The organism is Mesorhizobium sp. LjRoot246, from assembly GCF_964254115.1.
Taxonomy (GTDB): domain Bacteria; phylum Pseudomonadota; class Alphaproteobacteria; order Rhizobiales; family Rhizobiaceae; genus Mesorhizobium.
In genome coordinates this window covers 5,136,673-5,160,072 of sequence record NZ_CAXUSN020000001.1, presented here as the reverse complement: position 1 = coordinate 5,160,072, position 23,400 = coordinate 5,136,673, and the positions used below count along the sequence as shown (strand labels likewise).

The following is a 23,400-nucleotide window of genomic DNA, read 5'->3' as shown; positions in this document are numbered from 1 at the left end:
CTCGAATTCGGACACTTATCCGCAAACGGCGACGCTTCATGCTTCGGCAGTCACCCGCCTCAAACAGCGCAACGAACGGATCTTCAAAGGATGGTGGGCGCGACTGAACTACCCACCGTCGTCCCAAAGTCCAATATTGCTGGGCATGATGGTGGGAGACGAGATGCTTCCGGCCGGTGCCCTTGCCATCGTCGTTGGCTTTCGCCATGAAGGCCGATGAATTCGCCTCTGCCAGCCAGCACACGCCAGCGGCTCGACGACCTGCTCGTCCAGCGCGGGCTGTTTGCCAGCCGTTCGCGTGCCCGCGACGCGGTCGAACGCGGCACGGTGACGGTTGACGGCGTCCTTGCTCGCAAGCCCGGCCAAACCGTTTTGCCGCAATGCCTTGTTACCATCGATGATCCGGCGCGAGGCTATGTGTCGCGCGCGGCACTCAAGCTGATCGGTGGGCTTGACCATTTCGGCCTCGACCCCGCCGGCTGTGAAGCGCTCGATATCGGCGCCTCGACCGGCGGCTTTACCCAGGTGTTGCTCGAACGCGGCGCGGCCCATGTCACCGCCGTCGATGTCGGTCATGGCCAGATGCATCCTGATGTCGGCCAAGACCCGCGTGTGACGGTGATCGAGGGCCTGAACGCCCGCGATCTCACAGCCGCCGATCTTGGCGGGCGTATCCCGGATTTCATCGTCTCCGATGTCAGCTTCATCTCGCTGAAACTGGCGCTGCCGCCGGCGCTGGCCATGGCGAAGGCCGGCGCAAAGGCCATGTTTCTGGTCAAGCCGCAATTCGAGGCTGGTCGCGAAGCAATCGGCAAGGGTGGTCTGTTGAAAGATCCCTTCGATGCTGCCCGTGTCGCTGGCCTGCTGCAGGATTGGCTCGACGCCGTTTCCGGCTGGCGCTCGCTCGGCCTGCATCTGTCGCCGATCGAGGGCGGCGACGGCAATCGCGAATTCCTGCTCGGTGGGATCAAGGACCGATGAACGCGCGCTTCAGCATCAGGAAACTTGGCGCCCAGGGTGACGGCATCGCCGAGACCGAGAGCGGCGATCTGTTCATCCCCTTCACATTGCCTGGCGAAACGGTCACCGCGGCGCGCGAACGGGACCGCGCCATGCTGATGGCGGTGCTGGAAGCCTCGCCGCTGCGCATCGATCCGGCCTGCCGCCATTTCACCGAATGCGGCGGCTGCGCCCTCCAGCATTTCGAGGCCGAAGCATATCGCCAGTGGAAACGCGAAAAGGTGGTGCACGCCCTGAAGGGCAAAGGCATCGATTGCGAGATCGGCGACCTGGTCGCTTGTGCGCCGCAGACGCGCCGCCGTGTCGTGCTTGCCGCCCGGCGCACAGAGACAGGCATGCTGCTCGGCTTCCATCGCCATCTGTCGCCGGAGATCATCGCCATCGAGGAATGCCCGATCTCGCTGCCGGAGATCGTCGCCGCGCTAGATCGCTTGAAGGCACTCGCCGAACTGGTTTGCGCCACCACCAAATCGTTTCGGCTGGCGGTTACGGTGACCGGTTCGGGTCTTGATGTCGCGGTTTATGAATCCGGCAAGCTCGGGGAACACCAGCGCCGTATCGCCTCCAATTTCGTCATGGCTCAGGGCTTTGCCCGGCTTTCGATCGACGACGAGATCGTCATCGAACCCAAGAAGCCGGTTGTCATGTTCGGCGGCGTTGCCGTTGCCATTCCCCCGGGCGCCTTCCTGCAGGCAACCGAAGCCGCCGAACAGGCGATGGCCGATATCGTCTGCGGACATCTGAAGCGTGCCAAGAAAGTGGCGGATCTTTTCGCCGGCTGTGGCAGCTTTGCCTTGCGGCTTGCGGCAAGGTCGGAAGTCCATGCGGTGGAGGGCGATGCGGCAGCCCTTTCGGCGCTCGACAGGGGATCGCGCTTCGCCACCGGCCTGAAGCGGGTGACGGGCGAACGCCGCGACCTGTTCCGCCGGCCGCTGACATTCAAGGAGTTGAACGCCTTCGACGGTGTGGTGTTCGATCCGCCACGCGCCGGTGCCGAGGACCAGTCGAAGCAGATCGCCCGCTCGGATGTTCCTTATGTGGCTGCGGTGTCCTGCAATCCGGTGACGCTGGCTCGCGACCTGCGCATCCTCATCGACGGCGGCTACGCCCTGAAAAGCGTAACGCCGATCGACCAGTTCCTATGGTCGCCGCATGTCGAGGCGGTGGCACTGCTGGAGAAGCCGAAGCGGCGGCGCTAATCTGCCGATTTTCACAACGCCGTGCTTGAATTTGCCGCCCCAACCGCAAGACGTAGTCGGGCCGAAACTAGCCTTCGCGGACGCTTTCGTACCCGGCCGCTTGCGCGGTGTTAATGAACTTACGGTCGAAGGTCACAAACGCAGAGCAGTGCGAGGACCTGCCTAGATGGAGCGCATCGGCGAAATCCATTCCCGTCTCGGCTAGATCGAGCGCGGAAGAGACAATCGCTGCATCCTCTATCTCGACAGCGGGAAGTCCGCCGAACACCCGCAGTGCATTGACGATCGAGGCCTGATCATAACCATGGGCGCTACGCAGCACCCATTCAGCCTCCAGGATCACCGTGACGGTGACAAAAACGGGTTCAGCGTCGATTAGCCGCCGGGCTCGCGGGGACTGCTCGGGATCGTCGTTCGTCAGATACCTGACGACAACGTTGGTATCAATCGCGAGCATGGCGCCGTCGTGCTTCAGCAAGGACGCCCGCGTCCATTTCCTCCAGCGTCTTCGGCCTGCCACTGTGCGGCAGGACGCCAAAGACATCTTCTGGCCGCGTCGGGGCAAAGGCCGCCGCCGATTTCAAAAGTACTCCGTCCGGCGTGTCTTCGACCTGCAAGCGCGTGCCCGCGCCCCAGTTTCTCCGTTTCCGGATAGCGCTGGGCAGGATTACCTGTCCCTTGGTGGAGACGGTCGTTACAAGTTTTTCTGTCGCAGCCATCGCGGCACACCTTTGTGTAAGACAAAGGTAAGATAATCCTATCGCGGCAGCTATTCAAGTCTGCCCGCTCGCATCAAACCCTGGTGCCGCCCACCGTCATCTGGTTCATGCGCAGATGCGGCTGGCCGACGCCGACCGGCACGCCCTGTCCGGCCTTGCCGCACATGCCGATGCCGGTGTCGAGTTTCATGTCGTTGCCGATCATCGAGACGCGGTGCATGGCGTCCGGTCCGTTGCCGATCAGCATGGCGCCCTTGATCGGCTGCGTCACCTTGCCGTTTTCGATCATGTAGGCCTCGGTGCAGCCGAACACGAATTTGCCCGAGGTGATGTCGACCTGGCCGCCGCCGAAGGAGACGGCATAGATGCCGTTCTTGACCGAGGCGATGATTTCGTCCGGCTCCATGTCGCCCGATGTCATGTAAGTGTTGGTCATGCGCGGCATCGGCTGGTGCGCGTAGCCTTCCCGACGGCCGTTGCCGGTCGCTTTCATGCCCATCAGCCGGGCGTTCTGGCGATCCTGCATGTAGCCGACCAGCTTGCCGTCCTCGATCAGCACATTGCGGGCCGAAGGCGTGCCTTCGTCATCGACGGTGAGCGAGCCGCGCCGCTCGGGCATGGTGCCGTCGTCGATGACGGTCACCCCCTTGGCGGCGACCTGCTGACCGAGCAGGCCGGCGAAGGCCGAAGTCTTCTTGCGGTTGAAATCGCCTTCCAGCCCATGGCCGACGGCCTCGTGCAGCATGACGCCCGGCCAGCCGCTGGACAGCACGATGTCGAAGGTGCCGGCCGGCGCCGGTATGGCCTCGAGATTGACCAGCGCCTGCCGCAGCGCCTCCTTTGCGGCGTGCTTCCAGCTGTCCTCGACGAGGAATTCGCCAAAGGCCTTGCGGCCACCCATGCCGTAGGAGCCGCTCTCCTGGCGGTCGCCATCGCCGACCACGACAGAGACGTTGATGCGGACCAGCGGCCGGATGTCGCGCACCATTTGGCCATCGGCGCGCACGATCTCGACATGCTGCCAGGAGGCGGCGAGCGAGGCCGAAACCTGGCGCACGCGCGGATCCTCGGCGCGCAACCACGCATCGATTTCCTGCAACAGCTTTGCCTTGGCCTCGAAGGAAGGCGAGGGGATCGGGTTCTCGTCGCCATAAAGATGGCGGTTGGTGCGGGCGGGCGCGGCGGCGAGCGTGCCGGAATAGCCGCCCTTGACGGTCGAGACGGCGTCGGCCGCACGCAGCAGCGAGGCTTCGGAAAGATCGCTGGAATGGGCGTAACCGCTGGCTTCGCCGGCAACGGCACGCAGGCCAAAACCCTGGTCTGTATTGAAATTGGCGGTCTTCAGGCGGCCATTATCGAACATCAGCGCTTCGCTCTCGCTGTATTCGAGGAACAGCTCGCCGTCGTCGGCGCCGTTGATGGTCTCAGCGACGATCTGCTTGATGCGATCGTCTGAAATGTCGAATTGGCCGATCAGGCTGTTCATGGCGCGGGCCTTTCAATAAGCGGTTTCACGGGATGTAGGCGCCAGGGCGCCATTCGGCAATCCTCACGATGGAACACGGCAGACCCTATGTCAGGCGGCGCGCCATCACGATTTCGTCGATCTCCCGGCCCTCATGAAGAAAACCCGCAGGTATGCGGCCAATTTCCTGAAACCCTTCGCGTCGATAGAATCGGATCGCGGCGGGATTTTCCGCGCTTACAGCTAACTCGACCTGCCTTACACCCGATGCGCGGGCGTGATCGAGCAGCAGATCGAGCATCGCCACGGCTTGCCCGCCGCCACGCTCGCTGCCGCGCAAATAGACCATGATGATGGTGGCGCGGTGCGCCATCTTGCTGCCCTGCTGCCTCAGCAGGCCCATTATGCCGACAGGCTCCTCGCCCCGAAAGCTGACGACGACCGGGTTGGCCGTCAGGCGCCGACGCCATTCCTCGTCAGGGAGACTTTCCCAATCCGATGCGCTGCTGGCGAAGGCTTCGGGAGCTGCACGCAAAGCCTCCAGGCGAATTCGCTTGAAGATTTCGAAATCGTCCGGATCGAGCAGTTTCAAGGCCAAAACGGTCAGGCTCAGGGCAGAGCGGCGAAACCGTCGGCAAAACCCTTGAGATCGACCGGGATGCCGATGCCTTCTTCCGGTGTCTGGAAGACGATGAAGGTGGCCGACGTGCCAGTCTTCAACGTGTCGAGCAGCGGCTTTTCGAGAATGACCTCGGCATAACAGCCGTCCTGGAAGCAGCGCACGAAATAGGCGCGGCCGATATCCTTGCCGTCGACATTGAGGCCGAGCCCGTTGGGCAAAAGCACGCCGAGCGGCGCCAGCACGCGCAGGATCTCCGCCTTGTTGTCGGCGGTGCGCAGCACGACGACCGACAGCCCCATCTCCGGACGATCCTCGGCGACGACGTTCTGCATCATCACGCATTGTTCCGAGGTGGCACCGGCCGGCGTGTCGCAGATGATCGACCACGCGCCATGCGTCGAGCGGACCGTGCCGCTCGGCTGTGCGGCATTGGCCATGCCAGACGAGCCGATACCAGACAGGGCGGCGAGAAAGATGACCTTCGCCCAGTTTCTCGAAAGCCAAGAGTTCATAACGGCTCCATTGCGAATCACGGCACTTTAAGCCGCGCCAAAGCCAAGTAAAGGACGAGACCGCACCCGGTCTGCCCCGAAAAAGCCAATACGGCGCTTTTCCCTGCCAATTTCGCCCGAATTGCGACGTCCGGCCCGTGCTGCCCGCAGGAATATGACGGTTGGCCGGATATCGGCGATTCGAGGTCGTCGCCGCTGCCTTCAAAGGCACATCCGGGCTTGCGCGCAAAAATGCCGCACGGTTTCGCCCGCTCCTTTCTTGCGGAGGGAAAAAGAGTATGGTTTGAACCACCTTGAAACTGTCGGGATTCCCGTCCCGGCATTGTTCGTTATTCTCGTGGGTACAGCGGCGAGGAACTGGGAGACGATGAGGGCGATGAGAAATTTCCTGGCAAACGCCAAGGTTCCAGCAAGTGCCAAGTTTCTAAGTGCTTGTGCCGCTATCACGTTCTTCGCAGGCGCATCCGCCCATGCCGACCAGCCCAAGGACTGGGAGACAACCTTCCAGGCGCCGGCGACCGACATGATGCGGCAGATCGAATGGTTCGGAAACTACACGATGTGGTTCATCGTCCCGATCACCATCCTGGTGCTGCTCCTCCTCGCCTATTGCATCGTCAGATTCCGCGCCAGCGCGAACCCGGTTCCGTCCAAGACCAGCCACAACACGCTGATCGAAGTGATCTGGACTGTCGGCCCGGTCGTCATCCTGCTTTGCCTCGCAATTCCCTCGTTTCAGCTGCTGACCGCGCAATATACGCCGCCGGAAGAAGCAAAGCTGACCGTCAAGGCGACCGGCAACCAGTGGAACTGGGACTACGAATACCAGACCGAGAACACGCTTTCCTTCAACTCCGCGATCCTCCAGGACGGTGATCGGGCCGGCGCCGGCAAGGAGGACCGCAAGGTCTATCCGCGCCTGCTGGCCGTCGACAACGAGCTGGTGGTGCCGGTCAACACGATGACGCGCGTGCTCGTCACCGCGACCGACGTGATCCACTCCTTTGCCATGCCGTCGTTCGGCATCAAGACCGACGCCATTCCGGGGCGCACCAACGAGACCTGGTTCAAGGCGGAGAAGGAAGGCCTCTACTATGGCCAGTGCTCGCAGCTCTGCGGCAAGGACCATGCCTTCATGCCGATCGCCATCCGCGTCGTCTCCGACGCGCAGTTCAAGACCTGGCTGGCGGCAGCCAAGACCGATCTGCCCGGCGCCAACAAGACGCTGATGGCCGAGGTCGACGGCCAGAACAAGGTAGCGGCCGCCGGCAACTGATGCCGCGGGTTAGCAAGATTTAGGGAACGGAGCGGAACATGGCAGGCGCTGCAGCTCACGACGGGCACGACCACAAGCCTTATCACGGCTGGGTCCGCTGGGTTTATTCGACCAATCACAAGGACATCGGCACGCTCTACCTGATCTTCGCGATCATGGCCGGCATCATCGGTGGTGCCTTGTCGGTCGCCATCCGCATGGAGCTGCAGGAACCCGGCATCCAGATATTCAGCGGTCTGGCGCAGATGGTCTACGGCATGAACGGCGACGCCGCGATCGACGGCGGCAAGAGCATGTACAATGCCTTTGCCACCGCGCATGCGCTGATCATGATCTTCTTCATGGTCATGCCGGCGCTGATCGGCGGTTTTGCCAACTGGATGGTTCCGATCATGATCGGTGCGCCCGACATGGCGTTCCCGCGCATGAACAACATCTCTTTCTGGCTGCTGCCGCCGGCCTTCATCCTGCTGCTCACCTCGATGTTCATGCCGAGCGCGCCGGGCGCCTTTGGCGTCGGTGGCGGCTGGACGCTTTATCCGCCGCTTTCGACCTCGGGCCAGCCCGGGCCGGCCATGGATCTGGCGATCCTGTCGATCCACATCGCCGGTGCGTCATCGATCCTCGGCGCCATCAACTTCATCACCACCATCTTCAACATGCGCGCGCCCGGCATGACGCTGCACAAGATGCCGCTGTTTGCCTGGTCGGTGCTGATCACCGCCTTCCTGCTGCTGCTGTCGTTGCCGGTTCTGGCCGGCGGCATCACCATGCTGCTCACCGACCGCAATTTCGGCACGACGTTCTTTGCGCCCGATGGCGGCGGCGATCCGATCCTGTTCCAGCACCTCTTCTGGTTCTTCGGTCACCCGGAAGTCTACATCCTGATCCTGCCGGGCTTCGGCATCATCAGCCACGTCATCTCGACCTTCTCGAAGAAGCCGGTGTTCGGTTATCTCGGCATGGCCTATGCCATGGTGGCGATCGGCGCTGTCGGCTTCATCGTCTGGGCGCACCATATGTACACGACCGGCCTGTCGCTCGACACGCAGCGCTATTTCGTCTTCGCAACGATGGTCATCGCGGTGCCGACGGGGGTGAAGATCTTCTCCTGGATCGCGACGATGTGGGGCGGGTCGATCTCGTTCAAGACGCCGATGCTGTGGGCGCTGGGCTTCATCTTCCTGTTCACCATCGGTGGCGTCACCGGCGTCCAGTTGGCCAATGCCGGCCTCGACCGCTCGCTGCATGACACCTATTTCGTCATCGCCCACTTCCACTACGTGCTGTCGCTAGGTGCTGTTTTCGCCATCTTCGCCGGTTGGTACTACTGGTTCCCGAAGATGACCGGCTACATGTATTCGCCCGTCATCGCCAACACCCATTTCTGGGTCACCTTCGTCGGCGTGAACCTGATCTTCTTCCCGCAGCATTTCCTCGGCCTCGCCGGCATGCCGCGCCGCACCATCGACTATCCTGACGCGTTTGCCGGCTGGAACTATGTGTCGTCCATCGGCTCCTATATCTCGTCCGTCGGCGTCCTGATCTTCCTCTACTGCGTGTTCGAAGCCTTCCAGAAGAAGCGGATCGCCGGTGCCAACCCATGGGGCGAGGGCGCAACGACACTCGAATGGCAGCTGCCTTCGCCGCCGCCCTTCCACCAGTGGGAACAGCTGCCGAAGATCAAGTAAGGCGGCGCCCGCTCGAATACGAAACCGCCGGCTTGCCGGCGGTTTTGGCCAACGGAATGATGGACTTAAGTACGCATGGCCCTTGTCGACGACCCATTGATTGACGAAGCGGGCTTTCGCATGTCGGAAGCGACGGCGGGCGATTTCTTCGCCCTGCTAAAGCCGCGCGTCATGTCGCTGGTGGTGTTCACAGCCTTTGTCGGCCTGGTCGCGGCACCCGTGACCATCAATCCGCTGCTGGCGGTGATCGCCATCCTGGCTATCGCAATAGGCGCTGGCGCCTCCGGCGCGCTCAACATGTGGTATGACGCCGACATCGATGCGGTAATGACGAGGACCGCCAGCCGCCCGGTTCCGGCCGGTCGCATCCAGCCGCACGAGGCGCTGACTTTCGGGCTGGTGCTGTCGGTGCTGTCGGTGATGACGCTCGGCGTGCTGGTCAACTGGCTGTCGGCGACGCTGCTGGCGTTCACCATCTTTTTCTACGCCGTCGTCTACACGATGTGGCTGAAGCGCTGGACGCCGCAGAACATCGTCATCGGCGGAGCCGCCGGCGCTATTCCGCCAGTCATTGGCTGGGCTGCGGTGACCGGGACGGTCAGCCTTGAAAGCATTGTCCTGTTCCTGATCATCTTCCTGTGGACGCCGCCGCATTTCTGGGCGCTGGCGCTGTTCAAGTCCGAGGACTACGCCAAGGCCGGCATTCCGATGATGCCGAACGTCGCTGGACACGCTTCGACCCGCCGCCAGATCTTTGCCTATGCGCTGGTGCTGGCTCCCGTCGGCGTGCTGCCGTGGCTGCTTGGCTACACCACGCCGGTCTATGGTGTGGCCGCCCTGCTGCTCGGGGTCGGTTTTGTCTGGTACGCGTGGAAAGTGCTTGGCATGGCCGACGACGACCGCGTCATGAAGCCGGCCAAGGCCCTGTTCGCCTATTCGCTGCTTTATCTCTTCGCCATCTTCGCTGCCTACCTGGCCGACAGCGTTGTCGAACGCGCGCTTGCCATAGGTGGAGCATGACCATGATCGAGGAAAAGCTCGAGACTGTCACGTTGACCGAGCGTCAGAAGAAGGCCCAGCGCAGCCGTTCCATCGCCATCGGCGTGGCGCTGGCGCTGCTGGTCGTCATTTTTTACATCGCGACGATCGTGAAGTTCGGCCACAATCTAGGCACGATGTGATGAGCGTCGAGACGTCCAAAAAAACGACGGGCAATACCAGCAACGTCATTGTCGCGGCGGTCTGCCTTGCCTTCTTCACCGGCATGATCGGCATGGCCTATGCCGCGGTGCCGCTCTACAAGATGTTCTGCCAGGCGACGGGCTATGGCGGCGCGACGCAACGCGCCGAGAAGCAGTATGCCGGCCGCGTCCTCAACCGTGAGATCACCGTCCGCTTCGATGCCAACATCGCCGGCGTGCCGTGGGAGTTCCAGCCGGTCCAGCGCTCGATGACGATGAAAATCGGCGAGACGGTGCAGGCGCACTATCAGGCGACCAACAAGTTCGATCGCCCCGTGACCGGCCGCGCTACCTTCAACGTGCAGCCTGAACTGGCGGGTCCCTATTTCAACAAGGTCGAGTGCTTCTGCTTCACCGACACGACGTTGAAGCCCGGCGAGACGCTGGATATGCCGGTCCTGTTCTATGTGGACCCCGATATCGTCAACGTGCCGGAACTGAAGGACGTGAAGACGATCACTCTGTCCTATACGATGTTCCCGGTCGAGAAGACCAAGCCGGTCGCCTCTTCGGAGCCGGCCCAGGGCAACAGCAAGACAATTTCGAATACCGAAGCAAATCTCGGGGGTTGATATGGCCGACGCGCACGCAAAACCACAGCATGACTATCATCTCGTCGACCCGAGCCCGTGGCCTTTCCTGGGATCGGTAGGCGCACTCGTCACCGCTTTTGGCGGCGTCTGCCTGATGGAGTACCTGAAGGGCGGCTCGTTCCCGATCTTCGGCTTCAACATCGCCAATCCGTGGCTGTTCTTCATCGGCATCGTGATCGTCCTCTACACCATGTTCGCCTGGTGGTCGGATACGATCAAGGAAGCGCATGAGGGCCATCACACGCGCGTCGTGTCGCTGCATCTGCGCTACGGCATGATCATGTTCATCGCCTCGGAGGTGATGTTCTTCGTTGCCTGGTTCTGGGCCTATTTCGACGCCAGCCTGTTTCCGAGCGAAGCCCAGCAATATGCCCGCACCGCGTTCACCGGCGGCGCCTGGCCGCCGAAGGGCATGGAGGTTCTCGATCCCTTCCATCTGCCGCTCTACAACACTGTCATCCTGCTCCTGTCGGGCACCACGGTCACCTGGGCGCACCATTCGCTCATCCATGGCGATCGCAAGGGGCTGATCAACGGCCTGGTGCTGACCGTCGGCCTCGGCATGCTGTTCACCATGGTGCAGGCCTATGAGTACATGCACGCTCCGTTCGCCTTCAAGGATTCCATCTATGGCGCCACCTTCTTCATGGCGACCGGCTTCCACGGCTTCCATGTCATCATCGGCACCATCTTCCTGTTGGTCTGCCTGATCCGCGCGATCAAGGGCGACTTCACCCCCAAGCAGCATTTCGGCTTCGAGGCGGCCGCCTGGTACTGGCACTTCGTCGACGTGGTCTGGCTGTTCCTGTTCGCATCGATCTACGTCTGGGGATCGGTTGGCGCGGTGATCGAGAGCCACTGATCCCGGCCTGAGAGATTTCTATTTCTGGAAGGCGGCCGCGGCGACGTGGCCGCCTTCTCCTTTTCGGCGCAGTGATCGCCGATCGATGGAACATACGGCAGACGATTTTTCCGGGCGATTTGCCCTGGGCGGCATGATCATGATCCACGGCCAGCCGAATGGTTACGGCTGATGGCTGCTTCAATTGGTCGACTGGACTGACGGCTGTATTGCGGTTACGGACTCCGACATGGACGAAATCTGGGCAATGGTGGCCGATGGCACATCGATCGAGATCGAGCGGTAAGCAATGAGCGACGACGCTTCCATGGGGCAAGATAGGGCGATCTGGCCTCCGATAGACCCGATTTCGGCCGGCCTGCACGGCCGCTGTCCACGCTGCGGCGAGGGGAGGCTGTTTTCCGGCTTCCTCACTGTCGGCAAACGCTGCGTCAATTGCGGCCTCGATTATTCCTATGCCGATGCCGGCGATGGGCCTGCGGTCTTCGTCATCCTGATCATCGGTTTCATCATTGTCGGCCTGGCGCTCTGGGTGGAAGTCACGCTGAGCCCGCCGTTGTGGCTGCATCTGCTGGTCTGGATTCCGCTGGCTGTCGTGCTGTGCCTGACAGCGCTGCGGCTGATCAAGGGCGTGCTGCTCACCCTGCAATACCGCAACAAGGCGGCCGAGGGCCGGCTGGATCGCGGTGAATGAGCGATACATCCGTTAAAGCCGGCGGTCGTTCGCGGCCGAGATCGGCATTGCTGTTCGGCCTTGGCCTTGGGCTGTTCCTGATCCTGGTGGCGCTCGGCACCTGGCAGGTCCAGCGCCTGTACTGGAAGGAAGGTCTCCTGCAGACCATCGACCAGCGCACTCATTCGGCGCCACGGCCGTTGGTAGAGGTCGAGAAAGAGTTCGCCGCCACCGGCGACGTCGATTACACGCCTGTCACCGTCACCGGGACGTTCCTGCATCAGGGCGAACGGCATTTCTACGCGACCTGGGAAGGTGACGCCGGCTTCAACGTCTACACGCCGCTTGCCCTCGACGATGGCCGCTTCGTGCTGATCAATCGCGGCTTCGTGCCTTACGATCTGAAGGATGCCGCCAAGCGTGCCAAGGGGCAGGTGACGGGCAGGGTGACGATCACCGGCCTGGCCCGCAACCCGCTGCCGGCAAAGCCGTCGATGATGATTCCCGACAACGACGTGGCGAAGAACATCTTCTACTGGAAGGACCGCGACGTGATGGCGGCAAGCGCCGGGCTGCCGGCGGGCGCTGTACTGGTGCCGATCTTCATAGACGCCGACAAGACGCCAAATCCAGGCGGATTGCCGGTTGGCGGTGTCACCATCATCGACCTGCCGAACAGCCATCTGCAATATGCGATGACATGGTATGGGCTTGCGGCCGCCCTCGCCGCCGTGCTCATCCTGCGACTTCGCCGTCCCGCGAAAGAGGAATGAACGCGAGCGACAACCTGACAGGGCCATCGCCCTTGACAGGACGGGGGTAGGCACCTCATTTCGGCGCTGACGAACCGGCCAGGATTTAATGCTTCAGACAACCACCAAGCCTCCTTTGACGATCCGGCTCTGCCAGCCGCGCGGCTTTTGCGCCGGGGTCGACCGTGCCATCCAGATCGTCGTGCTGGCGCTGAAGAAATATGGCGCGCCGGTCTATGTCCGTCACGAGATCGTGCACAACCGCTACGTCGTCGAGGGGCTGCAAAGCCTTGGCGCCGTCTTCATCGAAGAACTCTCCGAGATCCCGGCCGAACACCGCCAGAGCCCGGTCGTGTTCTCGGCGCATGGCGTGCCGAAGTCGGTGCCGGCGGATGCACAGGCGCGCAACCTCTTCTATCTCGATGCCACCTGCCCGCTGGTGTCGAAGGTTCACAAGCAGGCGATGCGCCATCAGCGGCTTGGTCGCCATGTGCTGTTGATCGGTCACGCCGGCCATCCCGAGGTGATCGGCACCATGGGCCAGCTGCCGGACGGGGCGGTGACGCTGATCGAGACCGAAGCCGACGCCGCCAAGCTCGCACCCGCCGATCCGCAGGCGCTCGGCTTCGTTACCCAGACCACGCTGTCGGTCGAGGACACCGCCGGCATCATCCGCGCCTTGCAGGATCGCTTTCCAGCCCTGCAGGCGCCGGCGGCGGAATCGATCTGCTACGCCACCACCAACCGCCAGGAGGCGGTCAAGGATACCGCTTCGGGCGCCGATCTCTATTTGATCGTCGGCGCGCCCAATTCCTCCAATTCGCGACGCCTTGTCGAAGTGGCGGAGCGCGCCGGCGCCACCATGTCGCTTCTCGTGCAGCGCGCCGCCGAGATTCCGTGGAATGACATCGGCAACATTTCGACGCTCGGCCTGTCGGCCGGCGCGTCGGCGCCCGAAATCATCGTCGACGAGATCATCGACGCGTTCCGCCAGCGCTTCGATGTGACGATCGACCTGGCCATCACGGCCACGGAAACGGAGGATTTTCCGGTCATGCGGGTACTGCGCGATGTCGAACTGACGCGGGCCGACATGGCCTTCGTCAATGGAGCCGCGTAAGGCACATGGCGGTCTACACCGACGTTGCGGAAGGCGAACTCGGCGCATTCCTGAAGCACTATCCGGTTGGCGATCTCCTGTCCTACAAGGGCATTGCCGAAGGCACCGAAAATTCGAACTTCCTTCTGCACACCTCCAGCGGCTCCTACATTCTGACGCTCTATGAAAAGCGGGTCGAGAAGGCGGATCTGCCGTTTTTCCTCGGCCTGATGGGCCATCTCGCCAATAAAGGTGTGTCCTGCCCACTGCCGGTGACCGCGCATGACGGCAGCGTCATCGGCACGCTCGCCGGCCGGCCGGCGGTCATCATCACCTTCCTCGAAGGGCTTTCGCTGCGGCGGCCGACAGCGACGCATTGCGCAGAGGTCGGCAAGGCGCTGGCACAGTTGCACCTGGCCGGCGCCGATTTTTCGATGACGCGCCGCAATGCACTGGCCATCGACGGCTGGCGCAAGCTCTGGGACGCGTCCCGTGATCGCGCCGACGAGGTTGAGCCGGGCCTGGCGGCCGAAGTCGATGCCGATTTCGCCGATTTCGAGCGCAACTGGCCGAAAGACCTGCCGCAAGGCATCATCCATGCCGATCTTTTCCCGGACAATGTTTTCTTCCTTGGCGAAAAGCTCTCCGGCCTGATCGATTTCTATTTCGCCTGCGACGACCTCTACGCCTACGACGTCGCCACTTGCCTCAACGCCTGGTGCTTCGAGAAGGATTTTTCCTTCAACCTCACCAAGGGCAAGGCGCTGCTTGCCGGCTATCAGAGCGTGAGGCCCCTGAGCGAACAAGAAAAGGCGGCGCTGCCGATTCTGGCGCGCGGTTCGGCGTTGCGCTTCATGCTGACCCGGCTGTACGACTGGCTGACCGTTCCCGATAGCGGGCTGGTGATGAAACGCGACCCGACCGAATACATCAGAAGGATGCGGTTCCATCGGGCGATCAAATCTCCTTCGGAATATGGATTGGCCTGATATGGGGTATCATGAGCAAACAGGTTGAAATCTTCACCGACGGCGCCTGTTCGGGCAATCCCGGCCCCGGCGGCTGGGGCGCGATCCTGCGCTTCAACGGCACCACTAAGGAGCTTTCCGGCGGTGAGGCCGAAACGACCAACAACCGCATGGAACTTCTTGCCGCCATCTCGGCGCTGAACGCGCTGAAGGAACCGTGCACGGTCGAGCTTCACACCGACAGCAAATATGTCATGGACGGCATTTCCAAGTGGATCCATGGCTGGAAGAAGAACGGCTGGAAGACCGCCGACAAGAAGCCTGTAAAGAACGGCGAACTCTGGCAGGCGCTCGACGAGGCCAACAAGCGCCACAAGGTGACCTGGAACTGGGTCAAGGGCCATGCCGGCCATGTCGAGAACGAGCGCGCCGACGAACTCGCGCGCGAAGGCATGGCGCCGTTCAAGAAAGGCCCGTTCAAGCCTGCAGCAGCGCTAAAGCCGGCTGCGCAGGCAAAACAGCCCACAATTGCGAAGGTGCGGCGCTCGACCCAGAGTTATTGATCCGGAAGCGGAGCGGCTCTCGGGCAGGAAGATCTCTATCGTGCCGGTCTTGTATTATATCACGCATCCCCAGGTTCAGGTCGACGCTAATGTTCCCGTTCCGGAATGGGGGCTGTCCGAGATCGGACGCACGCGAGCGTTTGCAATGCTCGATCAGCCATGGCTCGGGTCGATCCGGCGTATCGTGTCGTCAGCTGAGCGCAAGGCGATGGAAACCGCCGAGATCCTCGCGGCGCATCTGCGTCTTGCCATCGAGGTGAGGCAGCGGATGCACGAAAACGACCGATCGGCGACGGGTTTCCTGCCGCCGCCGGAGTTCGAGATCGTCGCGGACCAATTCTTCGCCAATCCACACGAAAGCGTTCGCGGATGGGAGCGCGCCATCGATGCCCAGCAGCGTATCGTCAGCGAAGTCGACGCTGTGCTCCGCACCAATGACGCCGACGACATTGCCTTCGTGGGTCATGGAGGCGTGGGAACGCTGCTGTTGCTGTCTCTTAGTGGTAAGGAAATCAGCCGCGAAGCGGATCAGCCGGCCGGCGGCGGCAATTATTTCGCCTACGATATCGGCGCGCGCCAAATTATCCACGGATGGCGGCCGATCGACGGGTTGGCGCAGCCGTAGACGTTTATCGGATCAGCAGAGCCGTGCCGTACAGCCCGAGCGCGAACACCGTGTGCGACACCAGGTTCAGCGCCCGGACCTGCATCGGGTTAGGGCGCTTCGAAGCGGCCCAGCCGGCGCCCAGGCCTGGTGCCAGCAGGAACCAGCCGGCACCGACGGTGACGATGCCGAGGACGAAAGCCGGCAGGAATGTCGGCACGGCAAGCCAGCCTGCGCCGGCCAGCACCACCAGGATGATGCCATAGACGATGCCGACCAAATAATGAAAGGCCCAGCCTAGCGCCTGTTCATGCGCGTAAGGTGCCGCATCACCGATATCGTCGTGAAAGACCTTGTCGCTGAGGTGCCAGACCCAGCGACCGACCGGCCCCCAGTTCGGGCGCGGCTGGCCGAACGTCTTGTGCAGGAAGATGGCCCAGAGATCCATCGCCACGGTGGCGCCGATACCGATCGCGATGGCGCGCCAGAAGATGTCGAACATCGCTAGTGTTCCCCCAAAGGCAAAGCCTGGACTGCAGGCGCGATCGTCGTCGAGGGCTTATGCCCGGCGCCGTCGCTGAAGTTCAGAGCTGTCCCAGAATATGAGCCGCGCCGGACTCATCGACACCGGGCTTGGTCTCGACATTCAGCGCGGTGACCTTGCCGTCGTCTATGACCATCGAAAATCGCTTCGAACGCAGCCCCATGCCGCCGGCGGAAAGGTCATTGTCGAGGCCCACCGCCTTGGCGAAATCACCATTGCCGTCGGCGAGGAACAGGATCTTGCCCTCACCGCCAGTGAAGCGCGCCCAGGCACCCATGACGTGGACGTCATTGACCGAAACGACGGCGATCGTGTCGACGCCGCGCGCCAGGATGGCCTCATGGTTCTCGATATAGCCGGGCAAATGGTTGTTGCTGCAAGTGGGCGTGAAGGCGCCGGGGACCCCAAACAGCACGACCTTCTTTCCCGAGAAGATCTCGGCCCCGGTAATCGACTTGGCGCCATCGGCGGTCATCGTCTTGAAGGTCACGTCAGGCAGCTTGTCGCCAACGGAGATGCTCATGAATTCCTCGCTTGGGAAATTGGGAAGGATGTGTCTTTGCGTATCGAACTCGACGGCTTCCTGCAACCGTCCGGGCAGGCTGGATCAAGGGAAAGGCAGAAGCCCTTCGACCGCGCCGGCCGAACTCGTCAGCGTATAGTGAAGCCCGCCATCGGTCGGCGTCGTCGAGGGGCGATCGAGGATCGGCACGGTGAAAATCAGCTTGCCGTCCTTTTCGCTGCGGGCAGGGGTGCCGAACATGTAATCCCGCTCGCCGGCAACGAAGAAATCCGCCGCCGCCGGATCGCCGGGAAAACTCGCCTCGACAATCAGCGTCTCGTGGTCGCCTGGCAGTACGTTGATGCCGAAATCGGACCTCGCGGGCGTCGGCAGTGCCGTGAAACTTGCCCTCACCAGCGCCGCGTCCTCGGCATTGTCCGGATCGGAGGCGGGGTCGACGGTCAGCCGTGTCTGCACTGGAATGCAGATTGTTTCACAGATGCCGAGAAAGATGTCGGCATCGATGACCGCCGGCTGGTTCGGGGTCGTCAGCGTGAATGTCACCGGAAGCGAAACCGGATAGTTGTAGCCAGCCCATTTGCCGTAGCCGTCGTCATGGCGCTGCGGCGCCGGAAACGACAAAGTGGCGTCGGCGATGTTGGTGCTGGCCGAAACATCGAGCTGCGGCGGCACGCCCGCATCGCCGGGATCGCGCCAGTAGGTCTTCCAGCCGGGTTTGAGCGCTATGTCGAGAACGCCCTGGATGCGGCCGGCATCATCGGCTTTGCCTGATGTCACCAGGCGGACCTTGCCGCCTTCGCTGTTGTACCACGCCGATGAGGAGGCGGCGGCGGGAAGAGCGGTCGCCGATCCGATGGCGGCGCCGAGCAGCAGGATTTTCAAGCTTCGCATGGCGGTGATTTGATCGTCCGTTCGTGGCCGCGCAATGATTTCATGGCTTTGCCGGTATCATATTTGCGTGACCTTGAGGGAGAAGAATGCTCGAGCCGGCAGCATAGGCTTTCGTCGAATCCCGCACGGCGCATCTTTTCGGCGCTTTGGAAACGCGTTAGGCTCCCTTTCATGGACTTGTTGCGCCACAAGAAGACGGTCGCCAGCCGCGGCTTTCTTGACGATCAGTTCCTGATTGCCATGCCTGGCATGAAGGATGATCGGTTTACGCGCTCGGTCATCTATGTCTGCGCGCATTCCGATGAAGGCGCCATGGGCCTGATCATCAACCAGACACAGCAGATGCTGTTTCCCGACCTGCTCGTGCAACTGGGCATTATGAACGAACAGGAGGCGATCCGCTTGCCGGCGCAGGCGCGCGATTTCGTGGTGCGCAATGGCGGACCCGTGGACCGCAGCCGGGGCTTCGTCCTGCATTCGGGCGACTACCGGGTGGAATCGTCGCTGACCGTTTCGGACGACATCTGCCTGACCGCGACGGTCGACATATTGCGCGCCATATCATCCGGCCGCGGGCCTCGTCACGCGCTGATGGCGCTCGGCTATTCCGGCTGGGGCGCCGGCCAGTTGGAGACCGAGATCGCCGAGAATGGCTGGTTGACGTGTCCGGCCAATGCCGAGCTCCTGTTCGACACCGACATCGAACGCAAATACGACCGTATCCTCGCCGCGATCGGCATCGATCTCGCGCATCTCAGCCTCGCTGCCGGGCACGCCTGAGCCGCTTACGCCTGCGTCAGAGGATACTGCTCCTTCAGTGTCTTCAGCACCTGGTCGCCTGGCATCGGCGCGCCGAACATGAAGCTCTGCACATATTCACAGCCCATCTGGCGCAATTCCAGCGCATCGCTTTCGTCTGAAATGCCCTCGGCGACGACAGACAGGCCGAGCTCATGCGCCATGTTGACCATCGATTTGAGCAGCACCGCGCGCTTGGGCGTGTTGTCGTCGACGAAGCTCTTGTCGATCTTGATGGTGTCGAAGGGGAAACGCGTCAGATAGGCCAGTGACGAATAGCCGGTGCCGAAATCGTCCAGCGACAGGCCGATGCCGAGCTGCTTCAGCTTGGTCAGCACATGGGCGGTCTGTTCGGGATTGTCCATGACAAGCGATTCGGTGAGTTCGAGCCGGAAGCAGCGCGGCTTCAGATTGGCCCGCGCGATGACCGAGCGGACATCGCTGACCAGGTCGCGGCGGATCAACTGGCGGCTGGACAAATTGACCGAGACCGACAGCGGCGCGTCGCCGATCTGCTTTTGCCATGTGGCGAGGTCTTCCGCCGCCTGCTGCATGGCAAACAGGCCGAGCTGCACGATCAGCCCGCAGCTTTCGGCGACCGGGATGAAATCCGCCGGCGGGATCATGCCACGGCGTGGATGGTCCCAGCGCAGCAGGGCCTCGAAGCCGGCGACGCTGCCATCCTCCAGCCGCACGATCGGCTGGTAGGCAAGCGTGAATTCGCGCCGCTCGATGGCGCGACGCAGGTCGGATTCGAACTGCAGCCTGTCGGTGCCGACGGTGCGGAAAGCCGGGCGGAACGGCTCGATCCTGTCGCCGCCGAAGCGCTTGGCCTGATGCATGGCAAGCTCGGCATCCTTGACCATGTCCTCGGCCGACATTTGCGGCGAATTCCAGGTGATCAATCCGATCGACGCGGTCAGCACGATCTCGCGCTTGGCGAAGGTAATCGGGTTGTTGATCGCGTGCTTGATGGCGTCGGCGACGGCGGCGATGCGGGCCGGGTCCTGTTCGGAAAGCAGCATCAGCGCGAACTGGTCGCCGGCAAAGCGCGACAGCGAATCTTTCGGCTTGAGCAGCCGGTGCAGGCGGCGCGCGATGGTCAAAAGGATGGTGTCGCCGGCCGAGATGCCAAGCCCGTCATTGACCTGCTTGAAGCGGTCGATATCGATGACGAAGACGGTCGGCCGGACTTTTTCCTCGGTGCGGGCGATCGAGATGATCGCCTCCAGCCGGTTCATCAGCAATTCGCGGTTTGGCAGCCCGGTCAGATTGTCGTGTACGGCGTCGTGCAGCAGCCTTTCCTCGGACTTCTTCTGCTCGGTCACGTCGACCATGGTGCCGACGCAGCGGATGACCTCGCCGTCCGATCCGATCACCGGGCGCGCGCGCAGCGAGAACCAGTGATAGTGGCCGTCGGCACCGCGCAGGCGGAAGTTCTGCGACACCCGGCCGCGCCGGTGTTCGAGCACCACGTCGAGTGTCGTGCGGAACGTGTCGCGGTCGTCGGCATGCAGCACAGGCAGCCAGTTGCGCGCCGCGCCGCCAAGACTGTTGGGCGCCAGGCCGAGCTGGATGCTGACATCGGGCTTGGTGACGACGCGGTCGCGCAGCACGTCCCAGTCCCACACCGTGTCGCCCGACCCGGCGACAGCCAGCGCCTGCCGCTCGAGGTCGGAAAACAGGCCCTGGTGCAGCGCGCCGCCGGCAAAGGCATGCTGCATGACGGTGAAGCCGATCAAAAGGATGATCAGGATCAGCCCGCCACCCAGCGCCGGCTGGGCAATATCGTTGTCGAGCATGCCGGTGATCGCCATCCACGATCCGCATAGCCACAACAGCACCATGACCCAACTGGGCACCAGCATGATGGCGCGGTCGTAGCCGCGTATGCCGAGGAAGATGATCAGGCCGAGTCCGGTCAGCGCGGTGGCGGCGAAGGACAGCCTGGCGATGCCGGCGGCGACCGCCGGATCGACGATGGCGACACCGGCGATCAGCACCAGCCCGAGGATCCAAACCAGCGCGCCGTAGCTGAAATGGCCGTGCCATCGGTTGAGATTGAGATAGGCGAACAGGAACACCACGAAGGTTCCCGCCAGCGCCACCTCCGTTCCCGCTCGCCACATCTGCTCGTTGCCGGGCGATATCTCGATGATCTTGTTGAGGAAGCCGAAATCGACGCAGATATAGGCAAGGACCGCCCAGGCGAGTGCTGCGGTCGCCGGGAACATCGAGGTTCCCTTGACCACGAAAAGAATGGTCAGGAACAGCGCCAGCAGGCCGGCGATGCCAATGACGATGCCGCGAAACAGCGTGTAGGAATTGACTGAGTCCTTGTAGGATTCCGGATCCCAGAGATAGACCTGAGGCAGTTTGGGCGAGGCCAGTTCGGCGATGAAGGTGATCACAGTGCCGGGGTTCAGCGTCACCCGGAACACGTCGGCGTCGGGGCTGGTCTGGCGGTCGAGCGCGAAGCCTTCGCTGGGGGTGATGGCGGCGATGCGGGTCGAGCCGAGATCCGGCCAGAAGATGCCGGAATTCACCAGCCGGAAATGCGGTGCGACGATCAGCCTGTCGAGCTGCTGGTCGGTGGTGTTGGCAAGCGCGAACACCGCCCAGTCGCCGGTCGAGCGCGCATCATTTGCCTCGACCTCGATGCGCCGCACGATGCCGTCCGGTCCGGGAGCGGTAGACACCTGGAAATTCTCGCCCTGGTTCCGGTAGATCTCGACGGCGCCTGAAAGGTCGAGCGCGACGTCGTCGCGGGCGATCTTGATCGGCTCGACGGCGAAGGCCGACGATGCCGCGCACAGCGTTAGGATCATCGCTAGGACAAAGGCGAACAGCGGCCCGTTGCGCAGGAAATTCGTCAAAAATCAGTCCTTCGTTCCAACGCCCGGCGGATCGTCCGCGATCCGGGCGTAGAGGTAGTGGTCCTGCCAGATGCCGTTGATCCTGAGATAGGATCGCAGAAGTCCTTCGCGCCGGAATCCGGCTTTTTCAAGCACACGGATCGACCTGATATTGTCGGGAATACAGGCCGCCTCGATCCGGTGCAACCTCAGCGTATCGAAGGCGAAGCGGGTCACCACCTTGACCGCATCGGTCATCAGGCCGCGGCCGCCGAACCGCTCGCCAATCCAGTAGCCGACATGGCCGCTTTGCGAGACGCCGTGGCGTATGTTGCCGAGCGTAATGCCGCCCGCAAGCTTGCCGCTGCTCCTCTCGAAGATGAAGAAGGCGATCGCGGTTCCTTGCGCATAATCTTCGCGGTAGCGGCTGATGCGCAGCCGCCATGCGTTGCGGTCGAGTTCATCGGGAGTCCAGCGTGGCTCCCATGGCTCGAGGAAGGCGCGGCTTTCACCGCGCACCGCCGCCCACTCGCGGTAGTCGTTGGTGAACGGCACACGCAGCGTGACAAGGTCGCCTTTCAGTGCCGGCAGGTCACGGCGAAAGAAAGGGAGCGCGAACATGGCGCTTTGAGGGACTTAGACGGCGAGCTTGCGGGCCGTGGTCGGCGTGCCCGCGAGCGATTCGAGAATCGCCTCGTATGGCGCCAGCGTACCCACAGGCCCGACAGCGGTAAGCGTCGGCTTGGTCGAAAACAGCCGCGACGACAGATCGGTCAGCCGCTCGATCGTCAGCGCCGACAGCCGTTCCATCAGTTCCTCCTTGGCGATCGGCCGGCCGAACAGAAGCAATTGTCGAGCGATCTGCGAAGCGCGGCTGGCCGGGCTTTCGGCGGACATGATCAGCCCGGCGCGATATTGGGCACGCGCGCGGTCGAGTTCTTCCTGCAGGATGTTCTCGCCGGCCTTCTGCAGTTCGTCGATGATGACAGGAACCAGTTCAGCGATGTCGCTCTGGCCGGTGGCGGCATGGATGCCGAAGACGCCGGTGTCGGAAAAACCCCAGTGGAAGGCATAGACCGAATAACACAGGCCGCGCTTCTCGCGGACCTCCTGGAACAGGCGCGACGACATGCCGCCGCCGAGGATCATCGACAGCACCTGCGAAGCATAGAAATCGCGCACATGATAGGCGCGGCCTTCGAACCCGAGCACGATCTGCGCGTCCATCAGGTCGCGGTCCTCGCGAAAATCGCCGCCGACATATTGCGCATATTGCGGGATGGTGCTGTCGGCCTTCCTGCGGAAGCCGCCGAGCTGCTTCTCGACCTCGCGCACGAATTTGTCGTGCTTGATGTCGCCGGCAGCGACAATCACCATGCGCTCGGCGCCGTATTGCCGTTCGATGAAATCGTGCAACTGTTTCGAGGTGAAGGATTTGACGGTTTCCGGCGTGCCCAGGATCGAGCGGCCGATTGTCTGGTGGCGGAAGGCCGTCTCGGTGAACCTGTCGAAGACGATGTCGTCGGGCGTGTCGTGCGCGGCACCGATCTCCTGCAGGATCACATGCTGCTCGCGTTCGAGCTCCTGCGGGTCGAACTCGGACTCCTGCAGGATGTCGGCAAGAATGTCGACAGCCAGCGGCACATCGTCGGAGAGCACCCTGGCATAGTAGGAGGTGGTCTCGACGCTGGTGGCGGCGTTGATCTCGCCACCGACGTCCTCGATCTCCGAGGCTATTTCGAAGGCGCTCCGCCTTTTCGTGCCCTTGAACGCCATGTGCTCGAGCAGATGGGCCATGCCATGCTCGTCGTCACGTTCATTGCGGGCACCCGACTTGACCCAGGCACCAAGGGCAACCGATTCGATGCTTTGAAGGGTTTCGGTGGCGACTGTCAGGCCGTTCGACAGACGGCTTACCTCAACACCCATA

26 protein-coding genes and 1 pseudogene are annotated in these 23,400 nt (G+C 62.5%); 16 read left to right on the top strand and 11 right to left on the bottom strand.

Annotated features, from left to right (window positions below; all coding sequences use genetic code 11):
• Nucleotides 1-216: 216 nt before the first annotated feature.
• Together ACSQ3L_RS25350 and ACSQ3L_RS25345 are read left to right on the top strand one after the other, a co-directional pair.
• Complete coding sequence (locus ACSQ3L_RS25350) at nucleotides 217-981, top strand: TlyA family RNA methyltransferase (protein WP_436162394.1); 765 nt, start codon at nucleotides 217-219, stop codon at nucleotides 979-981.
• On the top strand, nucleotides 978-2,219 hold the full coding sequence (locus ACSQ3L_RS25345; RefSeq protein ID WP_436162393.1) for a class I SAM-dependent RNA methyltransferase: 1,242 nt from the start codon (nucleotides 978-980) through the stop codon (nucleotides 2,217-2,219). The genes ACSQ3L_RS25350 and ACSQ3L_RS25345 overlap by 4 nt, the downstream gene beginning before the upstream one ends.
• A gap of 67 nt (nucleotides 2,220-2,286) precedes the next feature.
• On the opposite strand, the gene ACSQ3L_RS25340 is transcribed toward ACSQ3L_RS25345, so the two are convergent.
• The 5 genes from ACSQ3L_RS25340 to ACSQ3L_RS25320 form a co-directional block, all read right to left on the bottom strand.
• Nucleotides 2,287-2,676: a type II toxin-antitoxin system VapC family toxin gene (locus tag ACSQ3L_RS25340; RefSeq protein WP_436163523.1), complete on the bottom strand. Its 390-nt coding sequence runs from the start codon at nucleotides 2,674-2,676 to the stop codon at nucleotides 2,287-2,289.
• Nucleotides 2,663-2,938 carry an AbrB/MazE/SpoVT family DNA-binding domain-containing protein gene (locus ACSQ3L_RS25335; RefSeq protein WP_436162392.1) on the bottom strand — a complete coding sequence of 92 codons (276 nt, stop codon included), beginning with the start codon at nucleotides 2,936-2,938 and terminating at the stop codon, nucleotides 2,663-2,665. Before ACSQ3L_RS25335 ends, ACSQ3L_RS25340 begins: the two co-directional genes overlap by 14 nt.
• 73 nt (nucleotides 2,939-3,011) lie before the next feature.
• The gene (gene tldD / locus ACSQ3L_RS25330) at nucleotides 3,012-4,424 is read right to left on the bottom strand and encodes a metalloprotease TldD (protein ID WP_436162391.1); all 1,413 of its coding nucleotides are present in this window, start codon (nucleotides 4,422-4,424) and stop codon (nucleotides 3,012-3,014) included.
• Between the two features lie 85 nt (nucleotides 4,425-4,509).
• Nucleotides 4,510-5,001 carry an N-acetyltransferase family protein gene (locus ACSQ3L_RS25325; RefSeq protein WP_436162390.1) on the bottom strand — a complete coding sequence of 164 codons (492 nt, stop codon included), beginning with the start codon at nucleotides 4,999-5,001 and terminating at the stop codon, nucleotides 4,510-4,512.
• Nucleotides 5,002-5,012: 11 nt separating this feature from the next.
• Nucleotides 5,013-5,537 carry an invasion associated locus B family protein gene (locus ACSQ3L_RS25320; RefSeq protein WP_436162389.1) on the bottom strand — a complete coding sequence of 175 codons (525 nt, stop codon included), beginning with the start codon at nucleotides 5,535-5,537 and terminating at the stop codon, nucleotides 5,013-5,015.
• Nucleotides 5,538-5,913: 376 nt separating this feature from the next.
• Between ACSQ3L_RS25320 and coxB the strand changes: the two genes are divergently transcribed.
• The 13 genes and pseudogenes from coxB to ACSQ3L_RS25255 all read left to right on the top strand — a co-directional run bounded on the left by coxB (nucleotide 5,914) and on the right by ACSQ3L_RS25255 (nucleotide 15,880).
• Nucleotides 5,914-6,813: a cytochrome c oxidase subunit II gene (gene coxB, locus ACSQ3L_RS25315; RefSeq protein WP_436162388.1), complete on the top strand. Its 900-nt coding sequence runs from the start codon at nucleotides 5,914-5,916 to the stop codon at nucleotides 6,811-6,813.
• A gap of 38 nt (nucleotides 6,814-6,851) precedes the next feature.
• Nucleotides 6,852-8,504: a cytochrome c oxidase subunit I gene (gene ctaD / locus ACSQ3L_RS25310; RefSeq protein WP_436162387.1), complete on the top strand. Its 1,653-nt coding sequence runs from the start codon at nucleotides 6,852-6,854 to the stop codon at nucleotides 8,502-8,504.
• Between the two features lie 75 nt (nucleotides 8,505-8,579).
• Nucleotides 8,580-9,524, top strand: coding sequence for a heme o synthase (locus ACSQ3L_RS25305; protein WP_436162386.1), 945 nt, complete (start codon nucleotides 8,580-8,582; stop codon nucleotides 9,522-9,524).
• Between the two features lie 2 nt (nucleotides 9,525-9,526).
• Nucleotides 9,527-9,685 carry a hypothetical protein gene (locus ACSQ3L_RS25300; RefSeq protein ID WP_013532777.1) on the top strand — a complete coding sequence of 53 codons (159 nt, stop codon included), beginning with the start codon at nucleotides 9,527-9,529 and terminating at the stop codon, nucleotides 9,683-9,685.
• The gene (locus tag ACSQ3L_RS25295) at nucleotides 9,685-10,317 is read left to right on the top strand and encodes a cytochrome c oxidase assembly protein (RefSeq protein WP_436162385.1); all 633 of its coding nucleotides are present in this window, start codon (nucleotides 9,685-9,687) and stop codon (nucleotides 10,315-10,317) included. The genes ACSQ3L_RS25300 and ACSQ3L_RS25295 overlap by 1 nt, the downstream gene beginning before the upstream one ends.
• Nucleotide 10,318: 1 nt before the next feature.
• The gene (locus ACSQ3L_RS25290) at nucleotides 10,319-11,200 is read left to right on the top strand and encodes a cytochrome c oxidase subunit 3 (RefSeq protein ID WP_436162384.1); all 882 of its coding nucleotides are present in this window, start codon (nucleotides 10,319-10,321) and stop codon (nucleotides 11,198-11,200) included.
• A gap of 127 nt (nucleotides 11,201-11,327) precedes the next feature.
• A pseudogene (locus ACSQ3L_RS25285) lies at nucleotides 11,328-11,486 on the top strand (L,D-transpeptidase family protein); the annotation flags it as partial.
• 21 nt (nucleotides 11,487-11,507) lie between these two features.
• Complete coding sequence (locus tag ACSQ3L_RS25280; RefSeq protein WP_436163522.1) at nucleotides 11,508-11,894, top strand: DUF983 domain-containing protein; 387 nt, start codon at nucleotides 11,508-11,510, stop codon at nucleotides 11,892-11,894.
• Entirely contained in the window at nucleotides 11,891-12,646 is a 756-nt protein-coding gene (locus ACSQ3L_RS25275) for an SURF1 family protein (protein ID WP_436162383.1), read from the top strand. Before ACSQ3L_RS25280 ends, ACSQ3L_RS25275 begins: the two co-directional genes overlap by 4 nt.
• Nucleotides 12,647-12,734: 88 nt before the next feature.
• Nucleotides 12,735-13,745, top strand: coding sequence for a 4-hydroxy-3-methylbut-2-enyl diphosphate reductase (gene ispH / locus ACSQ3L_RS25270; RefSeq protein ID WP_436162382.1), 1,011 nt, complete (start codon nucleotides 12,735-12,737; stop codon nucleotides 13,743-13,745).
• A gap of 5 nt (nucleotides 13,746-13,750) precedes the next feature.
• Nucleotides 13,751-14,713, top strand: a complete 963-nt coding sequence (locus tag ACSQ3L_RS25265; protein WP_436162381.1) for a homoserine kinase — start codon at nucleotides 13,751-13,753, stop codon at nucleotides 14,711-14,713.
• 11 nt (nucleotides 14,714-14,724) lie between these two features.
• Nucleotides 14,725-15,255 carry a ribonuclease HI gene (gene rnhA / locus ACSQ3L_RS25260; protein ID WP_436162380.1) on the top strand — a complete coding sequence of 177 codons (531 nt, stop codon included), beginning with the start codon at nucleotides 14,725-14,727 and terminating at the stop codon, nucleotides 15,253-15,255.
• Between the two features lie 40 nt (nucleotides 15,256-15,295).
• A complete protein-coding gene (locus ACSQ3L_RS25255; protein ID WP_436162379.1) occupies nucleotides 15,296-15,880 on the top strand; it encodes a histidine phosphatase family protein in 585 nt (194 codons plus the stop codon).
• A 4-nt stretch (nucleotides 15,881-15,884) separates the two neighbouring features.
• Here the strand turns inward: ACSQ3L_RS25255 and ACSQ3L_RS25250 are convergent, their stop codons facing one another.
• The 3 genes from ACSQ3L_RS25250 to ACSQ3L_RS25240 all read right to left on the bottom strand — a co-directional run bounded on the left by ACSQ3L_RS25250 (nucleotide 15,885) and on the right by ACSQ3L_RS25240 (nucleotide 17,817).
• Nucleotides 15,885-16,361, bottom strand: coding sequence for a DUF2938 domain-containing protein (locus ACSQ3L_RS25250; RefSeq protein WP_436162378.1), 477 nt, complete (start codon nucleotides 16,359-16,361; stop codon nucleotides 15,885-15,887).
• An 82-nt stretch (nucleotides 16,362-16,443) separates the two neighbouring features.
• Nucleotides 16,444-16,926: a peroxiredoxin gene (locus tag ACSQ3L_RS25245; protein ID WP_436162377.1), complete on the bottom strand. Its 483-nt coding sequence runs from the start codon at nucleotides 16,924-16,926 to the stop codon at nucleotides 16,444-16,446.
• An 84-nt stretch (nucleotides 16,927-17,010) separates the two neighbouring features.
• Complete coding sequence (locus tag ACSQ3L_RS25240; RefSeq protein WP_436162376.1) at nucleotides 17,011-17,817, bottom strand: protein-disulfide reductase DsbD domain-containing protein; 807 nt, start codon at nucleotides 17,815-17,817, stop codon at nucleotides 17,011-17,013.
• Nucleotides 17,818-17,988: 171 nt separating this feature from the next.
• Here ACSQ3L_RS25240 and ACSQ3L_RS25235 point away from each other — a divergent pair, with 171 nt between their 5' ends.
• Nucleotides 17,989-18,597, top strand: a complete 609-nt coding sequence (locus ACSQ3L_RS25235) for a YqgE/AlgH family protein (protein WP_292185166.1) — start codon at nucleotides 17,989-17,991, stop codon at nucleotides 18,595-18,597.
• A 5-nt stretch (nucleotides 18,598-18,602) separates the two neighbouring features.
• Here ACSQ3L_RS25235 and ACSQ3L_RS25230 read toward each other — a convergent pair whose 3' ends face one another.
• From ACSQ3L_RS25230 to ACSQ3L_RS25220, 3 genes are read right to left on the bottom strand one after another with little or no spacing between them, the layout of a single operon-like run.
• Nucleotides 18,603-21,491, bottom strand: a complete 2,889-nt coding sequence (locus ACSQ3L_RS25230; RefSeq protein ID WP_436162375.1) for an EAL domain-containing protein — start codon at nucleotides 21,489-21,491, stop codon at nucleotides 18,603-18,605.
• Nucleotides 21,492-21,494: 3 nt separating this feature from the next.
• Nucleotides 21,495-22,091 carry a GNAT family N-acetyltransferase gene (locus ACSQ3L_RS25225; protein ID WP_436162374.1) on the bottom strand — a complete coding sequence of 199 codons (597 nt, stop codon included), beginning with the start codon at nucleotides 22,089-22,091 and terminating at the stop codon, nucleotides 21,495-21,497.
• Nucleotides 22,092-22,106: 15 nt separating this feature from the next.
• On the bottom strand, nucleotides 22,107-23,399 hold the full coding sequence (locus ACSQ3L_RS25220) for a M16 family metallopeptidase (RefSeq protein WP_436162373.1): 1,293 nt from the start codon (nucleotides 23,397-23,399) through the stop codon (nucleotides 22,107-22,109).
• Nucleotide 23,400: the final 1 nt, after the last annotated feature.